7 protein-coding genes are annotated in these 18,100 nt (G+C 70.2%); all 7 read left to right on the forward strand.

Annotation, left to right across the window (positions count from 1 at the left end; genetic code table 11):
- The first annotated feature begins 75 nt into the window (after window positions 1-75).
- The 7 genes from recQ (at window position 76) to C0010_RS13115 (ending at window position 18,089) form a co-directional block, all read left to right on the forward strand.
- Window positions 76-2,121, forward strand: a complete 2,046-nt coding sequence (gene recQ / locus C0010_RS13085) for a DNA helicase RecQ (RefSeq protein ID WP_105567530.1) — start codon at window positions 76-78, stop codon at window positions 2,119-2,121.
- A gap of 782 nt (window positions 2,122-2,903) precedes the next feature.
- Window positions 2,904-6,146 carry a choice-of-anchor G family protein gene (locus tag C0010_RS15375; RefSeq protein WP_158685515.1) on the forward strand — a complete coding sequence of 1,081 codons (3,243 nt, stop codon included), beginning with the start codon at window positions 2,904-2,906 and terminating at the stop codon, window positions 6,144-6,146.
- A complete protein-coding gene (locus tag C0010_RS13095; protein WP_105567531.1) occupies window positions 6,143-7,066 on the forward strand; it encodes a DUF5819 family protein in 924 nt (307 codons plus the stop codon). Before C0010_RS15375 ends, C0010_RS13095 begins: the two co-directional genes overlap by 4 nt.
- Entirely contained in the window at window positions 7,063-8,142 is a 1,080-nt protein-coding gene (locus C0010_RS13100; RefSeq protein ID WP_105567532.1) for an HTTM domain-containing protein, read from the forward strand. Before C0010_RS13095 ends, C0010_RS13100 begins: the two co-directional genes overlap by 4 nt.
- Before the next feature lie 361 nt (window positions 8,143-8,503).
- A complete protein-coding gene (locus C0010_RS13105) occupies window positions 8,504-10,537 on the forward strand; it encodes an acyl-CoA dehydrogenase family protein (RefSeq protein ID WP_232531958.1) in 2,034 nt (677 codons plus the stop codon).
- A 345-nt stretch (window positions 10,538-10,882) separates the two neighbouring features.
- Window positions 10,883-17,077, forward strand: a complete 6,195-nt coding sequence (locus C0010_RS13110) for an Ig-like domain-containing protein (protein ID WP_105567534.1) — start codon at window positions 10,883-10,885, stop codon at window positions 17,075-17,077.
- 46 nt (window positions 17,078-17,123) lie between these two features.
- Entirely contained in the window at window positions 17,124-18,089 is a 966-nt protein-coding gene (locus tag C0010_RS13115; RefSeq protein ID WP_105567535.1) for an AAA family ATPase, read from the forward strand.
- The last annotated feature ends 11 nt before the right edge of the window (window positions 18,090-18,100 follow it).

The following is an 18,100-nucleotide window of genomic DNA, read 5'->3' on the forward strand; positions in this document are numbered from 1 at the left end:
GGCCGCCCCTGCCGATCCGTCCACAGGCGCGTCGGCGCACAGCCGAGCGTCGCCGGTCGCACCTACCCTGGAGGGGTGACCACGAGCGAGCCCTACCCGTACCCCGACGACGAGTGGGTGCCGCCCGAGGAGCCGCTCGACGACGCCTACGGCGAGCCGTACCCCGGCGACCCGTACGCCGAGCAGGCGTATTCCGGCGGTGCTATCGAGTGGGCGGGGCCCGGTGTGCAGATCGACCGCACGGCTCAGAGCGCTGCGACCCCCGCCGGAGGGCGGGTCGGGTCCACGGCCGCGCCATCGCGCTATGCGACCGCGCTCGAAGCACTCACGACCGTCTACGGCTACGGCTCCTTCCGCGGCGACCAGGCCGCCGTCGTCGACCAGGTCATCTCCGGCGGCGACGCCGTCGTGCTGATGCCGACGGGCGGCGGCAAGAGTCTCTGCTATCAGATCCCCGCGCTCGTCCGCGAGGGCACGGGGCTCGTCGTCTCGCCCCTCATCGCGCTCATGCACGACCAGGTCGACGCCCTGCGCAACAACGGCATCAATGCGGCGTACCTCAACTCGACCCAGACGCCGGACGAGCGGCAGCAGGTCGAGCGCGAGTACCTCGCCGGTGAGCTCGACATCCTCTACGTCGCCCCCGAGCGCCTCGGCATGGCGCAGATGGTCTCGTTCCTGCAACGCGGATCGCTCAGCGTCATCGCCGTCGACGAGGCGCACTGCGTCAGCCAGTGGGGCCATGACTTCCGGCCCGACTACCTCGCGCTGGGCGAGCTCGGTGAGAAGTTCCCCGGCGTCCCGCGCCTCGCCCTCACGGCGACGGCCACGCGCGAGACCCACCAGGAGATCACGGAGCGCCTCGACCTGCCGCAGGCGAAGCACTTCGTCGCGAGCTTCGACAGGCCGAACATCCAGTACCGCATCGAGGCCAAGCGCGAGCCGCGCAAGCAGCTGCTGAGCTTCATCCGGTCGCTGCCCGAGCAGTCCGCGGGGATCGTCTACGCGCTCAGCCGCAAGTCGGTCGAAGAAACGGCGGCGTTCCTGGCCGGCAACGGCGTCGACGCGATTCCGTACCACGCGGGCCTCGATGCCGGCGTGCGCGCCCGCAATCAGTCGCGCTTCCTGCGCGAGGACGGCGTCGTGGTCGTCGCGACGATCGCGTTCGGCATGGGGATCGACAAGCCCGACGTCCGCTTCGTCGCGCACGTCGACCTGCCCAAGTCGGTCGAGGGCTACTACCAGGAGACCGGTCGCGCGGGCCGCGACGGCGAGCCCAGCATCGCCTGGATGGCGTACGGGCTCGGCGACGTCGTGCAGCAGCGCCGGATGATCAACCAGAGCGACGGCGACCGCGCGATCCAGCAGCGGCAGAGCCAGCACCTCGACGCGATGCTCGCCCTGTGCGAGACGGTCTCGTGCCGCCGCCAGAACCTCCTCGCGTACTTCGGCGAGGAGTCGGGGGCGTGCGGCAACTGCGACACCTGCCTGACGCCGCCCGAGACGTGGGACGGGCTCGTCGCATCGCAGAAGCTGATGTCGACGATCGTTCGGCTCAAGAGAGAGCGCAACCAGGCGTTCGGCGCGGGCCAGATCATCGACATCCTCCGCGGCGCGCAGACCGAGCGCATCCGGCGCATGCGCCACGATCAGATCGCCACGTACGGCATCGGTGCCGATCTGTCGGAGCAGGACTGGCGCAGCGTCATCCGGCAGCTGCTGGCCCAGGGGCTCCTCGCATCGCAGGGGGAGTACGGCACGCTCGCCGTGACGGACGCGTCGTCGGGTGTGCTGCGCGGTGAGACGCCCGTGCCCCTGCGGAAGGACGTGATCGGCCGCGTCTCCCGCGGCGGCGGGGGCGGCGCGAAGAAGTCGTCGGCAGCGGCCCAGGTCGCGCCGGAGGACCAGCCGCTGTTCGAGGCGCTGCGTGCCTGGCGCACGGAGCAGGCGAAGGAGCAGGGCGTTCCCGCCTACGTCGTGTTCGCCGACGCGACCCTGCGGGCGCTCGCGCAGCACCGGCCGGCATCGATGGATCAGCTCGACGGCATCAGCGGAATCGGCGCGAAGAAGCGCGAGCAGTACGGCGGCGCCGTGCTCGAGGTCATCGCGACCGGCGCGTAGTCTACGGCGTCTCGACGCATAGCGGAAGGCATCTCTGCGTCGATCCGCGGTGATTCTGCTTGAACGCTCGGAGAACTCGATACTGACGGAATTCCGGAGGGCCTGGTCGGGGGCGAGATTCTGGATGCCCCTGGCGGGTTTCCGCCGATGCGTTCCGTGCAGCGGTCGCAGAGTCGGGCGCCTCCGCGCGGCGCGTGAGCTCCATGCGGCCGTGCGGCGTCGTTCGGCGGCGGAGTCGACCTGCCCGGGGAGTCGACCTGCCCGGGGAGTCGTCCGTACCGCGGGCCGGTTGCATCGAGCTCAGGCCGCTGACCGGCCCGCACTTGACTGCCGGAGCGGGGTCGTTCTCGCGCCATGACGGGATGCTCGCGCGGTGCGCGCGCATCGTGTCACCGCATGACGCGGCCCATGGGCGGAGCGAACCTACCCGGGGAGTTGACCATCCTGCACCCTTGAGGCTTCCTGTCTCAGTGGGAACGACCGTCCTTGCTCGCGGAACTGTGCACGATGTTCAGAATCGCGGTGCATGTTGCCCGTATCCCGGAACGCCGTTATCGGATTGTTACCGCTTGGCGGTGGACGCGGTTGCCGGAATACCGATTGTGTAGGTCCCGAGTCTTCAGACTCAGCACGGTGCAATGCCGTGCCACCAGGCGGGCGGAGCGACCGACTCGCTACGGCATTCTTGGGGAGATGCACGTATGAATCATGGAGTACAGCCGCGTTCGCGCGGGAAGCAGCGCTTCAGAGGCCGCGGCCTCAGCGCGGTCGCGATAGGCGGTGTGGCAGCCATCGCAGCGGCGATGGTCGCGGCGCCGGCTGCGGCTGACGAGCAGGCGACCGAGGCTGATGCTGCCGCGCACGCCCACCTGCTCTTCGCAGAGGGCCTCGGACTCGACGTCGCAGGCGCGGCCACCGCGTTCAGCGAGCTCGGCGGGACCGAGACGGACAGCAACGATCTCGACGTCAGCGTCCTCAGCGACCTGATCGCGCTCGAGCTCGACGGCATCAGTGTCCCCCTGTTGAAGACGGCCGACCAGCAGAACGGTCTGCTGGCCCTCGGCTCGCTCGGTGCGGCCTCCAGTCACGCCGAGTCGACGACCCAGACGACGGCGCTCGCCGCTTCCGGTCTGCTGGGCGATGACGGCGCGCTGAATCTCGACGCATACGCCGGTACCTCCGGCGACCCCGCGAGCATCGATGTCACGAGCCTCCTCGACCAGATCCTCGGCGACGAAGCGGTGGACCTCCTTCTCGACGAGGCGTCCATCGAACTGGGTGCTGTCGGCTCGCAGATCGAGAAGGACGGCGCGACCGTCGACTCGCTCTACCGGATTGCCGACCTCAACCTCGACTTGCACAGCCCGCTGCTCGGCGATGTGACAGGCCTCGTCGACGACACGCTCGGCGGTGTGCTCACCCCGATCAACGACGCGATCGGCCCCGACAGCGCGCTGAGCGGGACGATCACGTCGCTCGTGAACGCGCTGGACGCGCTGTCGATCGACATTCCGATTGTCGGCGAGACGGGAGTGAGCGCTTCGGTCACCACGCCGCTCGGCATTGACACGAGCTCGCTCACCGAAACGCTGAGCACGACGCTGCTCAACGAGCCGCTCGACAACTCGACGGACACCGAAGCCGCAACGGTCTCGGTCGACCTGAGCACCGGATCGGTGAACGTCGACCTGGCTGGCCTGCTGCTGGCGTCGAACCCCGAGTACACGGACCTGAACGAACTGCCCGCGAACACGGACGTGCTCTCGGATGAGGTCGTCAACGCGGTGACCGAGGGCGTTCTTAGCGCGCTCACCGGCACCGGCCCTAATTCACTCACGTCGAAGGTGGTCGATGTCGTCACTGACGGCCTCTACGACCTCGAGGTCGGCTTCGGGCTCCAGCTGGGCGTGTCGGTTCTCGGCGGAGCGGTGACGAACACCACGGTCGACCTGCTCGACGAGGCCGGTGAGCCCGCCACGCTGGGCGGCATCCTCGGCATCGATGGGTACACCCCCGCTTCGCTGACGATCGCGGACGAGGGCGTGCTCTCGGGCGTCATCAGCTTGGTGCAGCCGATCCTCGATGACCTGCAGTCGGCGATCTTCGGGACTCTCGGCAACGTGATCAACGGCGCCGCGGGTGAGGACGGTCTGCTCGACACGCTCCAGCCGACGGTGAACGGTGTGCTGAACCCGATCGTCAGCGGCCTGGTCGGCGACGACGGTGCGGTCAAGGCACTGCTCGACAGCGTTGCGACGATCACGATCAACGAGCAGCCGCAGGCGCTCGACCCGGCGCAGCCGGGCGACCTGGGCGACGCTTCGCACACGGTGCGGGCGCTCTCGGTCGACGTGCTGCCCGGCCTGCTCACCAACCCGGTCGAACTGCAGCTCGCGTCGTCGACCGTTCTCGCTGCGGATGTTGCGGAGTTCGCCCCCGAGCTGACCGCGGAGGACCCGGTCGAGGCCGGCAGCGAGCTGCCGATCACGAGCACGGGTTGGCCGCCGAACACCGAGGTGACCGTCACGGTCACGGACGGCACGGGTGAGACGGTCGGCACGCCGATCACGGTCATGACGGACGAGAACGGCGACTTCCCGACCGACACGACGTACCTGATCCCGGATGGAACGCCGGCCGGTACTGACTACACCGCCACGGGCGTGGATGCGGACGGCAACACCGCGGACGACATGTTCGAGGTCACCGAGGCAGCAACTGACCCGGGCACCGAGCCTGGTACGGATCCCGGTACTGACCCGGGCACGGACCCTGGTACGGATCCCGGTACTGACCCGGGCACGGACCCTGGTACGGATCCCGGTACTGACCCGGGCACGGACCCTGGTACGGATCCCGGTACTGACCCGGGCACGGACCCTGGTACGGATCCCGGTACTGACCCGGGCACGGACCCTGGTACGGATCCCGGTACTGACCCGGGCACGGACCCTGGTACGGATCCCGGTACTGACCCGGGCACGGACCCTGGTACGGATCCCGGTACGGACCCTGGTACGGATCCCGGTACTGACCCGGGTACGGACCCTGGTACGGATCCCGGTACTGACCCGGGCACGGACCCTGGTACGGATCCCGGTACTGACCCGGGCACGGACCCCGGTACTGACCCGGGTACGGACCCTGGTACGGATCCCGGTACTGACCCGGGTACGGACCCTGGTACGGATCCCGGTACTGACCCGGGCACGGACCCTGGTACGGATCCCGGTACTGACCCGGGCACGGACCCCGGTACGGATCCCGGTACGGACCCTGGTACGGATCCCGGTACTGACCCGGGTACGGACCCTGGTACGGATCCCGGTACTGACCCGGGCACGGACCCCGGTACGGACCCGGCCACGGATCCCGGTACTGACCCCGGTACGGACCCTGGTACGGATCCTGGTACTGACCCGGCCACGGACCCCGTAACGGACACCGACACGACGGATTCGGACACGGACACCGACACGACGGATTCGGACACGGACACCGACACGACGGATTCGGACACGGGTGACGACACGGGCACGGAGCCGGGTGACGACACCGGTTCGGACACCGGTGACGACTCCTCGACCGAGCCGGGCGACGACGACTCGGGCCCCCGGATGGAGCTCGAGCACGACCAGCGCGAGCGCGGTCAGGAGCAGGTGGCCTACGGCTACGGCTTCCAGGCCGGCGAGCAGGTGACGGGCACGATGTTCTCCGACGAGTACGACCTCGGCACGCAGGAGGCGGACGCCAACGGTGAGGTCACCTTCACCTGGACGGTCGACGCCGGTGCCGAGCTCGGCGACCACGTGGTCGAGCTCGCCGGTGATGAGTCGGGCACGGTCGACGACGAGTTCGAGGTCGTCGCGCAGGGTGCGGCGACCGACGGCAGCGGGGACGGCGACGGCGACAGCCTGGCGGTCACCGGTGGCGAGCTCGGTGCCATCGCGCCGATCGCGGTGCTGCTGCTCCTCGCGGGCGTCGGCATCGTCATCGCGGCGCGTCGTAGTACAGTGCGCGGGTGACGAAAGCCACCCCGGCGTATGAAGACGGGGCGGTCGCGGCTGACAAGCCGCGGCCGCCCCGCCTCTCGCGCGCCGCGAGGGTCACGGCGGCCGCTGCCGTCGTGTTCCTCGCGGTGCACATCTTCTTCACGGCGGTGTACGACACCCCGTACGAGGACTTCCGCAACGAGGCGCTGCCGGCGGAGGCGGCCGAGGACTACATCGACCCCTACCTGCAGCAGGACTATCGCATCTTCGCGCCGAACCCGGCCAACTCCGACCGCAATCTGTGGCTGCGGGCGTGGGTCGAGACGCCGGACGGTGAGAGGGTCACGACCAAGTGGGTCGATGCGACCTCGATCGAGCTCGCCGAGCCCGCCCGCCGGGTGCTGCGCAAGCAGCTGACGGTGCAGGCGGCGCTGCGCCTGAACAGCACGTACTTCGACCTCTCCGAAGAACAGCGCGAGGTGGTCGAGGGCAACACGCACGAGGACGACGACCTCGGCCCGCTGCAGGACGCGCTCCTCGCCGCCGACGAGGGCGGCGCATCCGAGGCCAAGGCGTTCATCAGGGCGACGAACTTCGCCACCTCCTACGCGACCCAGGCCGCCAAGGCGCTGTGGGCCGACGACGGTGAGATCCTCGCGGTGCAGACGCGCGCCGTGTCGTCGCCGATCATCCGGTGGGACGACCGCTTCGACGACGGCGCAGAGCGGCCGAGCTCGAGCTACTCGAAGGCCGGCTGGCGCGCCCCGATGGAATGGTCGGCGCAGAGCACCGAGGGCTTCGCCGCGAGCTTCCTGAAGTGGGCGGAGAAGGCCGGCGTCGACGGCGAGCTGACCGACGGCGAACCGGATGACGGTGCGGCAGAAGACGCCGAGACGGCGCAGAGCGGCGACGGCGCCGACGACGAGACCGGTGGAACGGGCGGAGACGAATGAGAGCGCGCATCGCGGGCGTGTGGGACCGCCTGATGCACTGGCTGCTCGACGAGCACCGTGCGAGCTACGGCGTGGCCGTCATGCGCATGGGCTTCGGCGCGATGACGATCGCGCTCATCCTGATGTTCCTTCCCGACATGTCGTACTCGTTCGGCGAGGGCTCCCGCTGGGGAGAGGTGTACTACCGCACCTCGCGCGTCGACGACTACGCGTGGCCGATCTCCGATCTGTTCTCGCGGCAGGACTCGGATGCCGTCACGCTCGTGAAGGTTGCCGTGCTGCTCGCGGTCGCCGTCGCCTACATGGTCGGCTGGCGCATGCGCATCATCTCGCCGCTGTTCGTCGTCGTGCTGCTCGGCTTCGCATCGACGAACCCGCAGCTGTTCGCCACCGGCCACCACCAGACGCTCCGCGTCATGCTCATCTTCCTGCTGCTCGCCGACACCTCGCGCGTGTGGTCGCTCGACGCCCGCCGTCGGCGCCTCAAGGGGGAGCCGCCCGCGCTCGGCTTCCGCGACATCCGGCTGCCCCGATGGGTGCCGGTCCTCGCGAACAACGTCGCGGTGATCCTCGTCGGCGCGCAGCTGTGCATCATCTACGTCTCGAGCGCCCTGTGGAAGCTGCAGGGCCCCATGTGGCACGACGGCACGGCGGTGTACTACACGCTCCGGCTCCAGGAGCTGGCGCTGCTGCCGTGGCTGAACGACCTGATCTGGCCGCTCACGCCGCTCGTCATCGTCGCGACGTACGCGGCGGTGTACGGTCAGCTGCTGTTCCCGCTGATGTTGCTGAACCGGTGGACTCGCATCGTCGGCCTCGTCGTCGTCACGGGCATGCACTTCGCGATCGGCATCCTCCTGGCGCTGCCCTGGTTCTCGCTCGTGATGATCTTCAGCGACATGATCTTCATCCGCACCGTCAGCTGGCGCTGGCTCGCAGACCTCATCCGGCCCCGCGCGGAGCGCGTCTGGGGCAGGGTCACCCGCCGCCCGGTGCCTGTTACGGATGACGACGGGGAACAGGGCACGCGCGGGAGCGGCAGCGAGCCGGCCTCCCAATCGCCCGCGAACGCGTAGCCCGGCCACTGACCGGCCTGCGCCCGTTCGACGTCACAGCCGTCGCCCTCGGCGGCGCCCGAAGGAAGGGCGGCAACTGCGATTGCGGTGGCCCGCGCCCGTTCGATGTCGCAGTCGTCGCCCTCCGCCGCATCCGGAGAGGGCCACAGTTGCGATTGCGGCCCGGCCGCGCGGGGGTCCGGCGGCCCTTGTGCCCCGAGCACAGGCGGGCGCGGCATCGTGTGCGGCCGCCTGTGTCGGGAGTACACAATGCATTGTCGCCCGCATTGTCGCGGGCATACCGTGAAGGCATCCACACCGCTCGCGTGCGATCCGCGCGCACCAGCAGCGCGCATCGATGCGCGCAGGAGGAGGCTCCCCGATGACCGTCACCGCGACCGAAACGGCGATCGACGCGCTCGAGGCCCGTATCGACATCCCCGCCGTCACCGACGCCCTGCTCGGCACGTGGGCGGGCGTGCGGCGCGAGGCGCGCGAGATGATCAAGGACCCGGCGTTCTGGCGCATCGAGGGGCAGCCGATCGCGGAGCACCGCCAGCGCGCGCTCGAGCAGACGCACCTCCTCGTGCAGCACGGCGCCTCGGCGAGGGCGAACCCCGTCGAGTACGGCGGCGGCGACAACCAGGGCGGCAACCTCGCGGGCTTCGAGGAGCTCGTCGTCGCCGACCCGAGCCTGCAGATCAAGTCGGGCGTGCAGTGGGGCCTCTTCGGCTCCGCCATCCTCCAGCTCGGCACGAAGCCGCACCACGACGAGTGGCTGCGCGACGCCGCCGAGATGCGGCTGCCGGGGGCGTTCGCCATGACCGAGACGGGGCACGGCTCCGACGTGCAGTCGATCGCGACGACGGCGACGTACGACCCGGATGCGCAGGAGTTCGTCATCGATACTCCCTTCCGCGGGGCGTGGAAGGACTACCTCGGCAACGCCGGCCAGCACGCGACGGCGGCGACGGTGTTCGCGCAGCTCATCACGAACGGCGTCAACTACGGCGTGCACTGCTTCTTCGTGCCGATCCGCGATGAGTCCGGCGAGTTCCTGCCCGGCGTGGGCGGCGAGGACGACGGCCCCAAGGGCGGTCTGAACGGCGTCGACAACGGCCGCCTCCACTTCGACGGGGTGCGCGTGCCGCGCGCGAACCTGCTGAACCGCTACGGCGACGTCGCGGCCGACGGCACATACTCGAGCCCGATCGCGAGCCCCGGCCGCCGCTTCTTCACGATGCTCGGCGCGCTCGTGCAGGGCCGCGTCTCGCTCGACGGCGCCGCGACCTGGGGCTCCGCCCTGGCGATGACGATCGCCGTCACCTACGGCAACCAGCGCCGCCAGTTCGACAATGGCAGCGGCGAGACGTACCTGCTCGACTACGGTCGGCACCAGCGCCGGCTAATGCCCCGGCTCGCGACGGTGTACGCGCAGGCGTTCGCGCACGACGAGCTGCTGCAGAAGTTCGACGCCGTCTTCAGCGGCGCCGCCGACACCGACGACAACCGTCAGGACCTCGAGACGCTGGCCGCCGCGCTGAAGCCGCTGTCGACGTGGAACGCGCTCGACATCGTCCAGGAGGCGCGCGAGGCCTGCGGCGGCGCAGGGTTCCTCGCCGAGAACCGCCTCACGGGCCTGCGCAGCGATCTCGACGTGTACGTCACGTTCGAGGGCGACAACAACGTGCTGCTCCAGCTCGTCGGCAAGCGGCTGCTCGCCGACTACGCGAAGCAGTTCTCCGGCCCGCCCGCCGATGTCGCGAAGGCCGTCGCCGGCCAGACGGCCGGCCGCATCTACCACGCGGCGGGCCTGCGCCGCCTCGGGCAGGCGTTCACCGACCTCGGCTCGACCGCGCGCTCCGTCGAGCTCGGCCTGCGTGCCGAGCAGCAGCACGACCTGCTCGCCGGCCGGGTCGAGCAGATGATCGCCGACGTCGCCGCGGCGCTGCGCCCGGCGAGCAAGCTGCCGCCGGCGGAGGGCGCCGCGCTGTTCAACCAGCACCAGAACGACCTGCTCGCCGCCGCGCGGGCCCACGGCGAGCTGCTGCAGTGGGAGGCGTTCACCGATGCGATCGAGCGCATCGACGACGCCGACACCCGCACGGTGCTGACCTGGCTGCGCGACCTGTTCGGCCTCGGCCTCATCGAGGAGCACCTCGAGTGGCATCTCATCGCCGGCCGCCTCTCGACGCAGCGCGCGGCCGCCGTGAGCAGCTACATCGATCGGCTCTGCGCACGCCTGCGCAACCACGCGCAGGACCTCGTCGACGCGTTCGCCTACGAGCCCGAGCACGTGCGGGCGCCGATCGCCTCGGGCGCCGAGCGCGAGCGCCAAGAGGAGGCGGCGCGCCACTACGCGGACCTCGCCGCGAGCGGCCGCGCCCCGAAGAAGGAGCCGAAGCCGAAGAAGTGACGGCCGTGACCCGCGGCATATTCCCCGAGCCGCGGCAGAATCATCCGGATTCTGCCGCGGCTCGGCGATTCTGCAGTGCGTCGGAGCATGCCGGATGGGGCGTGCCGGTTGTAGGGGGATTCCTCGGGTGTAGGCCGAACGGCGCGGGTTGTGCCTAGAGCCGAGGAATCTTCCTGCGTTCGGGGCAGGGCCGGACGCCCCGCGGCCGTGCGCCCAGCGGCCGTCGTATGGGCAGAACTCCCCGGGCCCCGGGGATCCGCCAGGCCGTCCACGTAAACTGGCACGGCCGGTCCATGCGCGGCCGGCGGCTCGCGGCACGGGCTCGCGAGCGCACTGGGGAGAGGTATGGCTATTTCGTCGTGGCTGCACGGCCGACGCAGGGTGGTGGCGAGCACCGCCTTCGTCGGCGTCGCCGCCGTCACGATCGCCACCCTCGCCGTGGTCTACGAGGGCGAGCCCACGACCGAGCTCGACCTGAACGACGGCAGCGTCTGGCTGACGAACGAGCAGTTCCTCGCCACGGGCCACTTCAACGACTCTTCCCGCCAGCTCGACGGCTCCGTGCGGGCCACGAGCGCCGCGTTCGACGTGCGTCAGCAGGCCGACAGCGTGCTCCTGCTCGACGAGCAGACCTCCACCGTCGCGGCGGTCGACGTCGCCACGATGTCGATGTCGTCGCCCGCCGACCTCCAACCGGGCGCCGATGTGCAGATCGGCGGTTCGACTGCCTCCGTCCTCGCGCCCAAGAGCGGCGAGGTCTTCGTCATGCCGGCCGACGGCATCGGCAGCTTCGACCGGTCGAAGGCGGAGCCCGTCGCCGAGCTCGGCGGCGGCGCCGCCATGACGGTCGGCCGCGACGGCACGGTGTACGCCGCCTCTCCCGAGGAGTCGGCGATCTACGAGATCCCTGTAGACGCCAACGGCGCCGCGGGCGAACCGCAGGCGCACGAGGTCGAGGGGCTCGGCAAGAAGGCCTCGCTCGAGATCGCCGCCGTCGGCCGCACCGCCGTCGTCTTCGATCGGTCGACCGGGGCGCTGATCGGCGCCGACGGTTTCCGGGCCGAGGTCCCCGCCGCCGAGGCGGCCGATGCCCGGCTGCAGCAGACGTCCTCCGACGGCGAGAGCGTCTTCCTCGCGACCAGCACCGAGCTGCACGAGTTCCCGCTCGCGGGCGGCGAGCCGACAGCGACGCCGTCCGGCGGGGGCGAGGGCGCGCCGGCCGCTCCCGTGTGGCTGAACGGGTGCGCGTACTCGGCCTGGGCGTCATCCGGAGCCTTCCTGCGCGACTGCCAGGGCGACGCCCACGACGAGGCGGCCGACCTCCCCGGTTCCGACTCTCCCGAGGAGCTGATCTTCCGCGTCAACCGCGACGTGATCGTCCTCAACGACGTCGCCGACGGAGGGGCGTGGGAGGTCGTCGACTCGCTGCGCAAGGTCGACAACTGGGACGACCTCACCCCGCCGGAGGGCGAGGAGAGCGAGGAGGAGGACGACTCCACCGACGAGACGATCGAGGTCGAACCGCCGGACCGCAGCGAGGAGAACCAGGACCCGACGGCCGCCGATGACGAGATCGGCGTGCGCGCCGGTCGCTCGACGGTGCTGCCCGTGCTCGACAACGACTCCGACCCCGACGGCGACATCCTGACCGTGACGGCGCCAGACGGCGGCCCCGACCTCGGCGAGGTCTCGACGGTAGAAGACGGCTCGGCGTTCCAGATCGACGTCCAGCCGGGGGTGTCCGGCTCGGGCACCTTCGCTTATGAGGTCGACGACGGTCGAGGCGGCACCGATCAGGCCACGGTCACGGTGGAGATCGTGCCCGAGAGCGAGAACGATCCGCCCGAGCCGAAGCGCGAGCCCGTCGTGCCGATCGAGGTCGGTGGGAGCGTGACCTACAACGTGCTGCAGGATTGGCGCGACCCCGACGGCGACGACGTGTTCCTCACGGCGGTCGAGCCGTTGCCGGGCGACGGCGTCGACTTCACCCCGGACGGCCAGGTCACCTACCGCGCGACGAGCGGCACGCAGGGGCCGCACGACCTGCCGATCACTGTGTCCGACGGCGAAGCGAGCGCCGCGGGCGTGCTGAGCCTCGACATCCGGCCCACGGGGTCGAGCGAACCCATCGCGAACAACGACCACGTCGTCGTGCGCGCCGGCGAGACGACGACCGTCGCACCGCTCGCGAACGACGTCAACCCGACGACCGAGAACCTGCGCCTGACGGACGTCGGCGATGCCACCGGCGCGCGTATCGTGCCCGACTTCGCGAACAAGACGTTCACGTTCTCGAGCGACGAGGTCGGCACCCAATACGTGGACTACCTCGCGGCGGCGGGCCCGAACTCCGCGACGGGCTACGTGCGCATCGACGTCATTCCGGACGAAACCCTCGACCTGCCGCCCGTCGCGGTGCGCGACGTGGCGCTCCTGCCGGCCGGCGGCGAGGCCCTCGTGAACGTGCTGGGCAACGACGAAGACCCGACGGGTGGCGTGCTCGTGCTCCAGTCGGTGCAGGTTCCGGATGACGCGAGGGGCGTGAGCGTCGCCGTTCTGAACCACGAGACGCTGCGCGTGACCGACACCGGCACGCTCGCTGACCCCGTGACCGTCGAGTACAGCGTCTCGAACGGCCCGTACGAGGCCACGGGCGAGGTCGTGATCATCCCGATCCCGGCGCCGACGACCCTGCAGCCACCCGTCGCGAACGACGACGAGGTGACGGTGCGCGTCGGCGACGTCGCGACCGTCGATGTGCTCGAGAACGACTTCCACCCGAACGACGACGAGATGCACGTGCTGCCCGAGGTCGTGGAGCCGCCCGACCCGGAGCAGGGCTCCGCATTCGTCTCGCAGGACACCGTGCGCTTCAAGGCGGCGGACGAGCCCGGCACGGCATACGTGACGTACGAGGTCGCCGACTCGCACGATCAGCGCGACTCGGCCTTCATCACCGTGAACATCCTCGAACGCGACGACGAGCGCAACCAGGCACCGCGGGCTGAGGACATCGAGGCCAGGGCCCTCGCCGGCACGCAGGCGCAGATCGTGGTGCCGCTCGACGGCATCGACCCCGACGGCGACTCCGTCGAACTGATCGGCATCGACTCGGCGCCGGAGAAGGGCACGGTCGTCGAGACGGCCGGCGACCACTTCGTCTACGAGGCGTTCCCGGATTCCGTGGGCGTCGACGCCTTCAGCTACCGCGTTCGCGACCGTCTGGGCGCCGAGTCGACCGCCACCATCCGCGTCGGCATCGCACCCGCGCAGGACGCCAACCAGTCGCCGTATGCCGAGACCGACGCCCTGTTCGTGCGGCCCGGCCGCAAGGTCGCCGTCCCCGTGCTGACGAACGACTCCGACCCGGATGGCGACCAGGTCGGCCTGGTCGAGGATGGCCTGGTGCTGCCCGAGGACGTCAGCGGCATGAGCGCCGAGGTCCTCGGCGACCGCGTGGTCGTTGTGGCTCCGGAGGAGGAGCAGGAGACCTCGCTGCAGTACGAGATCGCGGACGAGAAGGGCGCCAGGGCGACCGGGCTCGTCTCGGTCACGGTCGACGAGGACGTGCCGCTCGAGCCGCCCGTCGCGCGCGACGACACCGTCCTGATCGAAGACGTCACGGAAGAGCTCACGGCCGACGTCGAGGTGCTCGCGAACGACGAGGACCCGGACGGCACGGTCGAGGCCCTCGAGCTCGCTGCACAGGGCGGCGAGCTCGTCGGCGAGGGCATCGTCCGGGTGTCCGTCACGGAGGAGCGCCAGGTGCTCACCTACACCGTGACGGACGAGGACGGCCAGGAGGCGTCGGCGTTCATCAGGGTGCCCGCCGTCGAGGACCTCGCGCCGAGCGTGCTCACGCCGTCGCCGCTCGAGGTCGCCAGCGGCGAGACGGCGGTGCTGCCGCTGGACGAGTACGTCTCCGTGCAGGGCGGCGGCTCCGTCCGCATCACGCAGGCCGACCGCGTCTCGGCGATCCACGCGAACGGCGAGCCGCTGGTGCGGGACGCGACGACGCTCGTCTACACCTCGCAGGAGGGCTACCACGGGCCGGACGCCATCACGTTCGAGGTGACGGACGGCGAGGGCCCCGACGACCCGAACGGCCGCACCTCGACGCTGACCATCCCGGTCACGGTGCAGCCGCCCGAGAACGTCAGCCCCGAGTTCACGGACGGTTCGCTCGAGATCGGCGCGGGCGACGGCCCCGGCGAGGTCGACCTCGCCGCACTCACGGACGACCCGGACGACGGCGACCTCGACCGGATGAGCTACCGCGTCACGGGCGGCCAGGCCGCGCGCATCGACGTATCGGTCGACGGTCAGACGCTCGTCGCCGAGGCGGGGCCGGACGCCCAGGGCGAGCAGGCGGCGATCGAGCTGGAGATCTCCGACGGCGAGAGCGAACCCGTCACCGGCACGGTGCGCATCGAGGTCACGGCGACGAACCGCGCGGTTCCCGTCGCGAACGACGACGTGCTGGACGACGCGCACCAGGGTGAGACGTACACGATCGATGTGCTCGACAACGACTTCAACCCGTTCCCGGATGAAGAGCTGACGGTCGTCGACGCGCGCATCGACGCGGGAACGGGGGCCGTCTCGTACGATGCGTCGAGCGTCGAGGTGACGCCGGGCGCCGACTTCCACGGCACGATGACGGTGATGTACCGGGTGCAGGACGCCACGGGCGACCCCGAGCGCGAGGCGCAGGCGCGCGTCGAGCTGACGGTGAAGGGCCGGCCGGGCGCGCCGACCGAGGTCACCGGCAGCGAGGAGATGAACCGCTCGGCGATCATCAGCTGGCGCCCGCCGCCCAGCAACGGCGAGCCCATCACGGGCTACACCGTGACGAGCGTGCAGGGCCCCGAAGTGTCGCAGGAATGCCCCGCGACGACCTGCACCATCACGGGGCTGACGAACGGCCAGGAGTACAGCTTCGCCGTGACGGCGACGAACGCCGTCGGCGAGTCGGAGCCGTCTCCGCCCTCTCCGCCCGTCACACCCGATGTGAAGCCCGAGCGGCCGAACGCCCCGCGCATCACCGACTTCGACGACCGCTCGCTCGACGTGGCGTGGCAGGCGCCCGCCAACGAGGGCACGCCGATCGAGAGCTACACCCTGTCGATCTCGCCGGCGGCGCCCGACGGCACGAGCCAGAAGACGTTCCCGGCCGGAACGCTCTCGCACACCTGGACGGGGCTGCAGAACGGCCAGAGCTACGTCTTCAGCGTCGCGGCGAAGAACGGCGCGAAGGAACCGTCGGACACGAGCCGCGAGTCGGCGGCGAATTCTCCCGCCGCGCCGCCGAACGCTCCGGGAAAGCCGCAGATCTCCGGCGCGGAACCGGTCGGCGACGAGTCGCAGATGACGGTGAAGTGGGGCCAAGTGACGGGCGGCGCCGCGAACGGCGACCCCGTTCAGCGGTACCAGGTGCAGCGCACGGGCGGCGGCGCAGGGAACACGAACGTCGGCGTTGTGAGCGCGCCGACGGTGACGAAGACCGTCCGGGTGCCGATCTCGACGGAGAACTACACCTACCGGGTGCGCGCCGAGAACAAGGCGGGCTGGGGGGCGTGGAGCGCTTGGACCGATCCCCGGCGCGCCGCGGCGCCGCCTGGCGCGCCGGCATCGGTCAGCGCGACAGAAACGCAGACCAACACCAGTGGCGGCTCCGCCGTGGTGTCCTGGAAGCCGGTCACGGATCTCAACGGCGCGCGCGAAGACGAGGTGTCGTACCTCGTGACATGGCAGGGCGGGAGCAAGACCGTCCCGAACAGCAATATGCTCGCAGATGGTCATCTGCAGACGAGCATCGGTGGACTGTCGAACGGCACGTCGTACACCTTCCGCGTGCGCACCCAGACGAGCGGCACCGGCTTCACTTACGAGAGCGGTTCGGCGACGGCGTCGAACGCGGTCAAGCCGTGGGGCAAGCCGGCGGCCCCGACCGTGAGAGCGAGCAAGACGGCCCCGACCAAACTCACGTATGAGGCCAACCGCTCCGGTGCCAGCAACGGCCGCAACCTCACCGCGATGCAGATCAAGTGGAACACCGGGACAGGCGGTGGCGGCGGGGAGCAGGGCACGACGTCGAAGGCGAGTTGGTCGACGACGGTCGACGTCGGCTACGAGAAGACGCGATGCGTGCAGGCGCGGGTGCAGAACTCGGAGGGCGCGTGGAGCGACTGGTCGGGGCTGAACTGCGCCACGAGCGGCAAGAAGCCGAAACCGCGCGTCTGGATCAGTAAGGGCGACCGCACGCCGGGCACACCGGGGAGCGGCAACGCCTATCCGTGCAACGACGCGGACGGCGGTTACTGCAGCTACGTGCGGATCAACGTCGAGAACTTCGGCGACTACGGCGGAAACCGCACCGTGAAGCTCTACGACAGCCGCGACGGCGGTCACCTCCTCTCGACGTACACCATGTCGTTCCCGGCGAACGGATCGAGGCAGCTGAGCTACTACTACGGCTTCAACCGCGATGTCTGGGTGAACATCTCGGGCTACGGAGACTCCGAGAGGTTCAGCTGGTGATCACGGCAGACGCAACGACAGCAACGACAGAAGGAACAACACGCGCATGACGATGACCGCCGAACAGGCCGGATGGTTCCAGGGCACCTTCGCGCGCCTCGTCGACAACGTCGACCTCGCGCTGATGGGCAAGCGCGAGGTCGTCTCGCTCGTGGTCGCCGCGATGCTCGCCGAGGGCCACGTGCTTCTCGAGGACGCGCCGGGCACGGGCAAGACGAGCCTGGCGCGCGCGCTCGCCGCGACCGTGCAGGGCACGTCGAGCCGCGTGCAGTTCACGCCCGACCTCCTCCCGAGCGACGTCACGGGCGTGACGATCTACGACCAGAACAGCCACACGTTCGAGTTCCACCGCGGTCCCGTGTTCGCGTCGATCGTGCTCGCCGACGAGATCAACCGCGCTTCGCCCAAGACGCAGTCGGCGCTGCTCGAGGTGATGGAGGAGTCGAGAGTCACGATCGACGGCGTCGCCCACGAGGTGGGCCGGCCCTTCCTCGTCATCGCGACGCAGAACCCGATCGAGCAGGCGGGCACCTACCGCCTCCCGGAGGCGCAGCTCGACCGCTTCCTCATCAAGACCTCGATCGGATACCCCTCGCTCGAGGTCACCGAGCGCATCCTCGCCGGATCCGGCGTGCGCAACAGCGCCTCCTCCCTGTCCCCCATGATCACGACCGCCGCCGTCGCCGACATGGCCGATCTCGCGGCTACCTGCCACGCCGACCCCGCCGTGCTGCGCTACATCGCCGAGCTCGCCGAGGCGACCCGCACTGACGCCGGCACGCAGGTCGGCGTCTCGGTGCGCGGCGCGATCGCGATGGTGCGCCTGGCGAAGGTGTGGGCCGCGGCGAACGGCAGGAACTACCTGGTGCCGGACGACGTCAAGCACCTCGCGCCCCACGTCTGGACTCACCGCCTCGTGATCGACGCCGAGGCCGAGTTCGCCGGTACGACGGCCGAGAGCGTGATCGCCCGCGTGCTGGGCGCGGTCCCGGCGCCCGTGACCCGCTCCTGACGCGCCGAGAC

The sequence above is a fragment of the Microbacterium halophytorum genome (assembly GCF_002970975.1).
In the GTDB taxonomy this organism is placed as follows: domain Bacteria; phylum Actinomycetota; class Actinomycetes; order Actinomycetales; family Microbacteriaceae; genus Microbacterium; species Microbacterium halophytorum.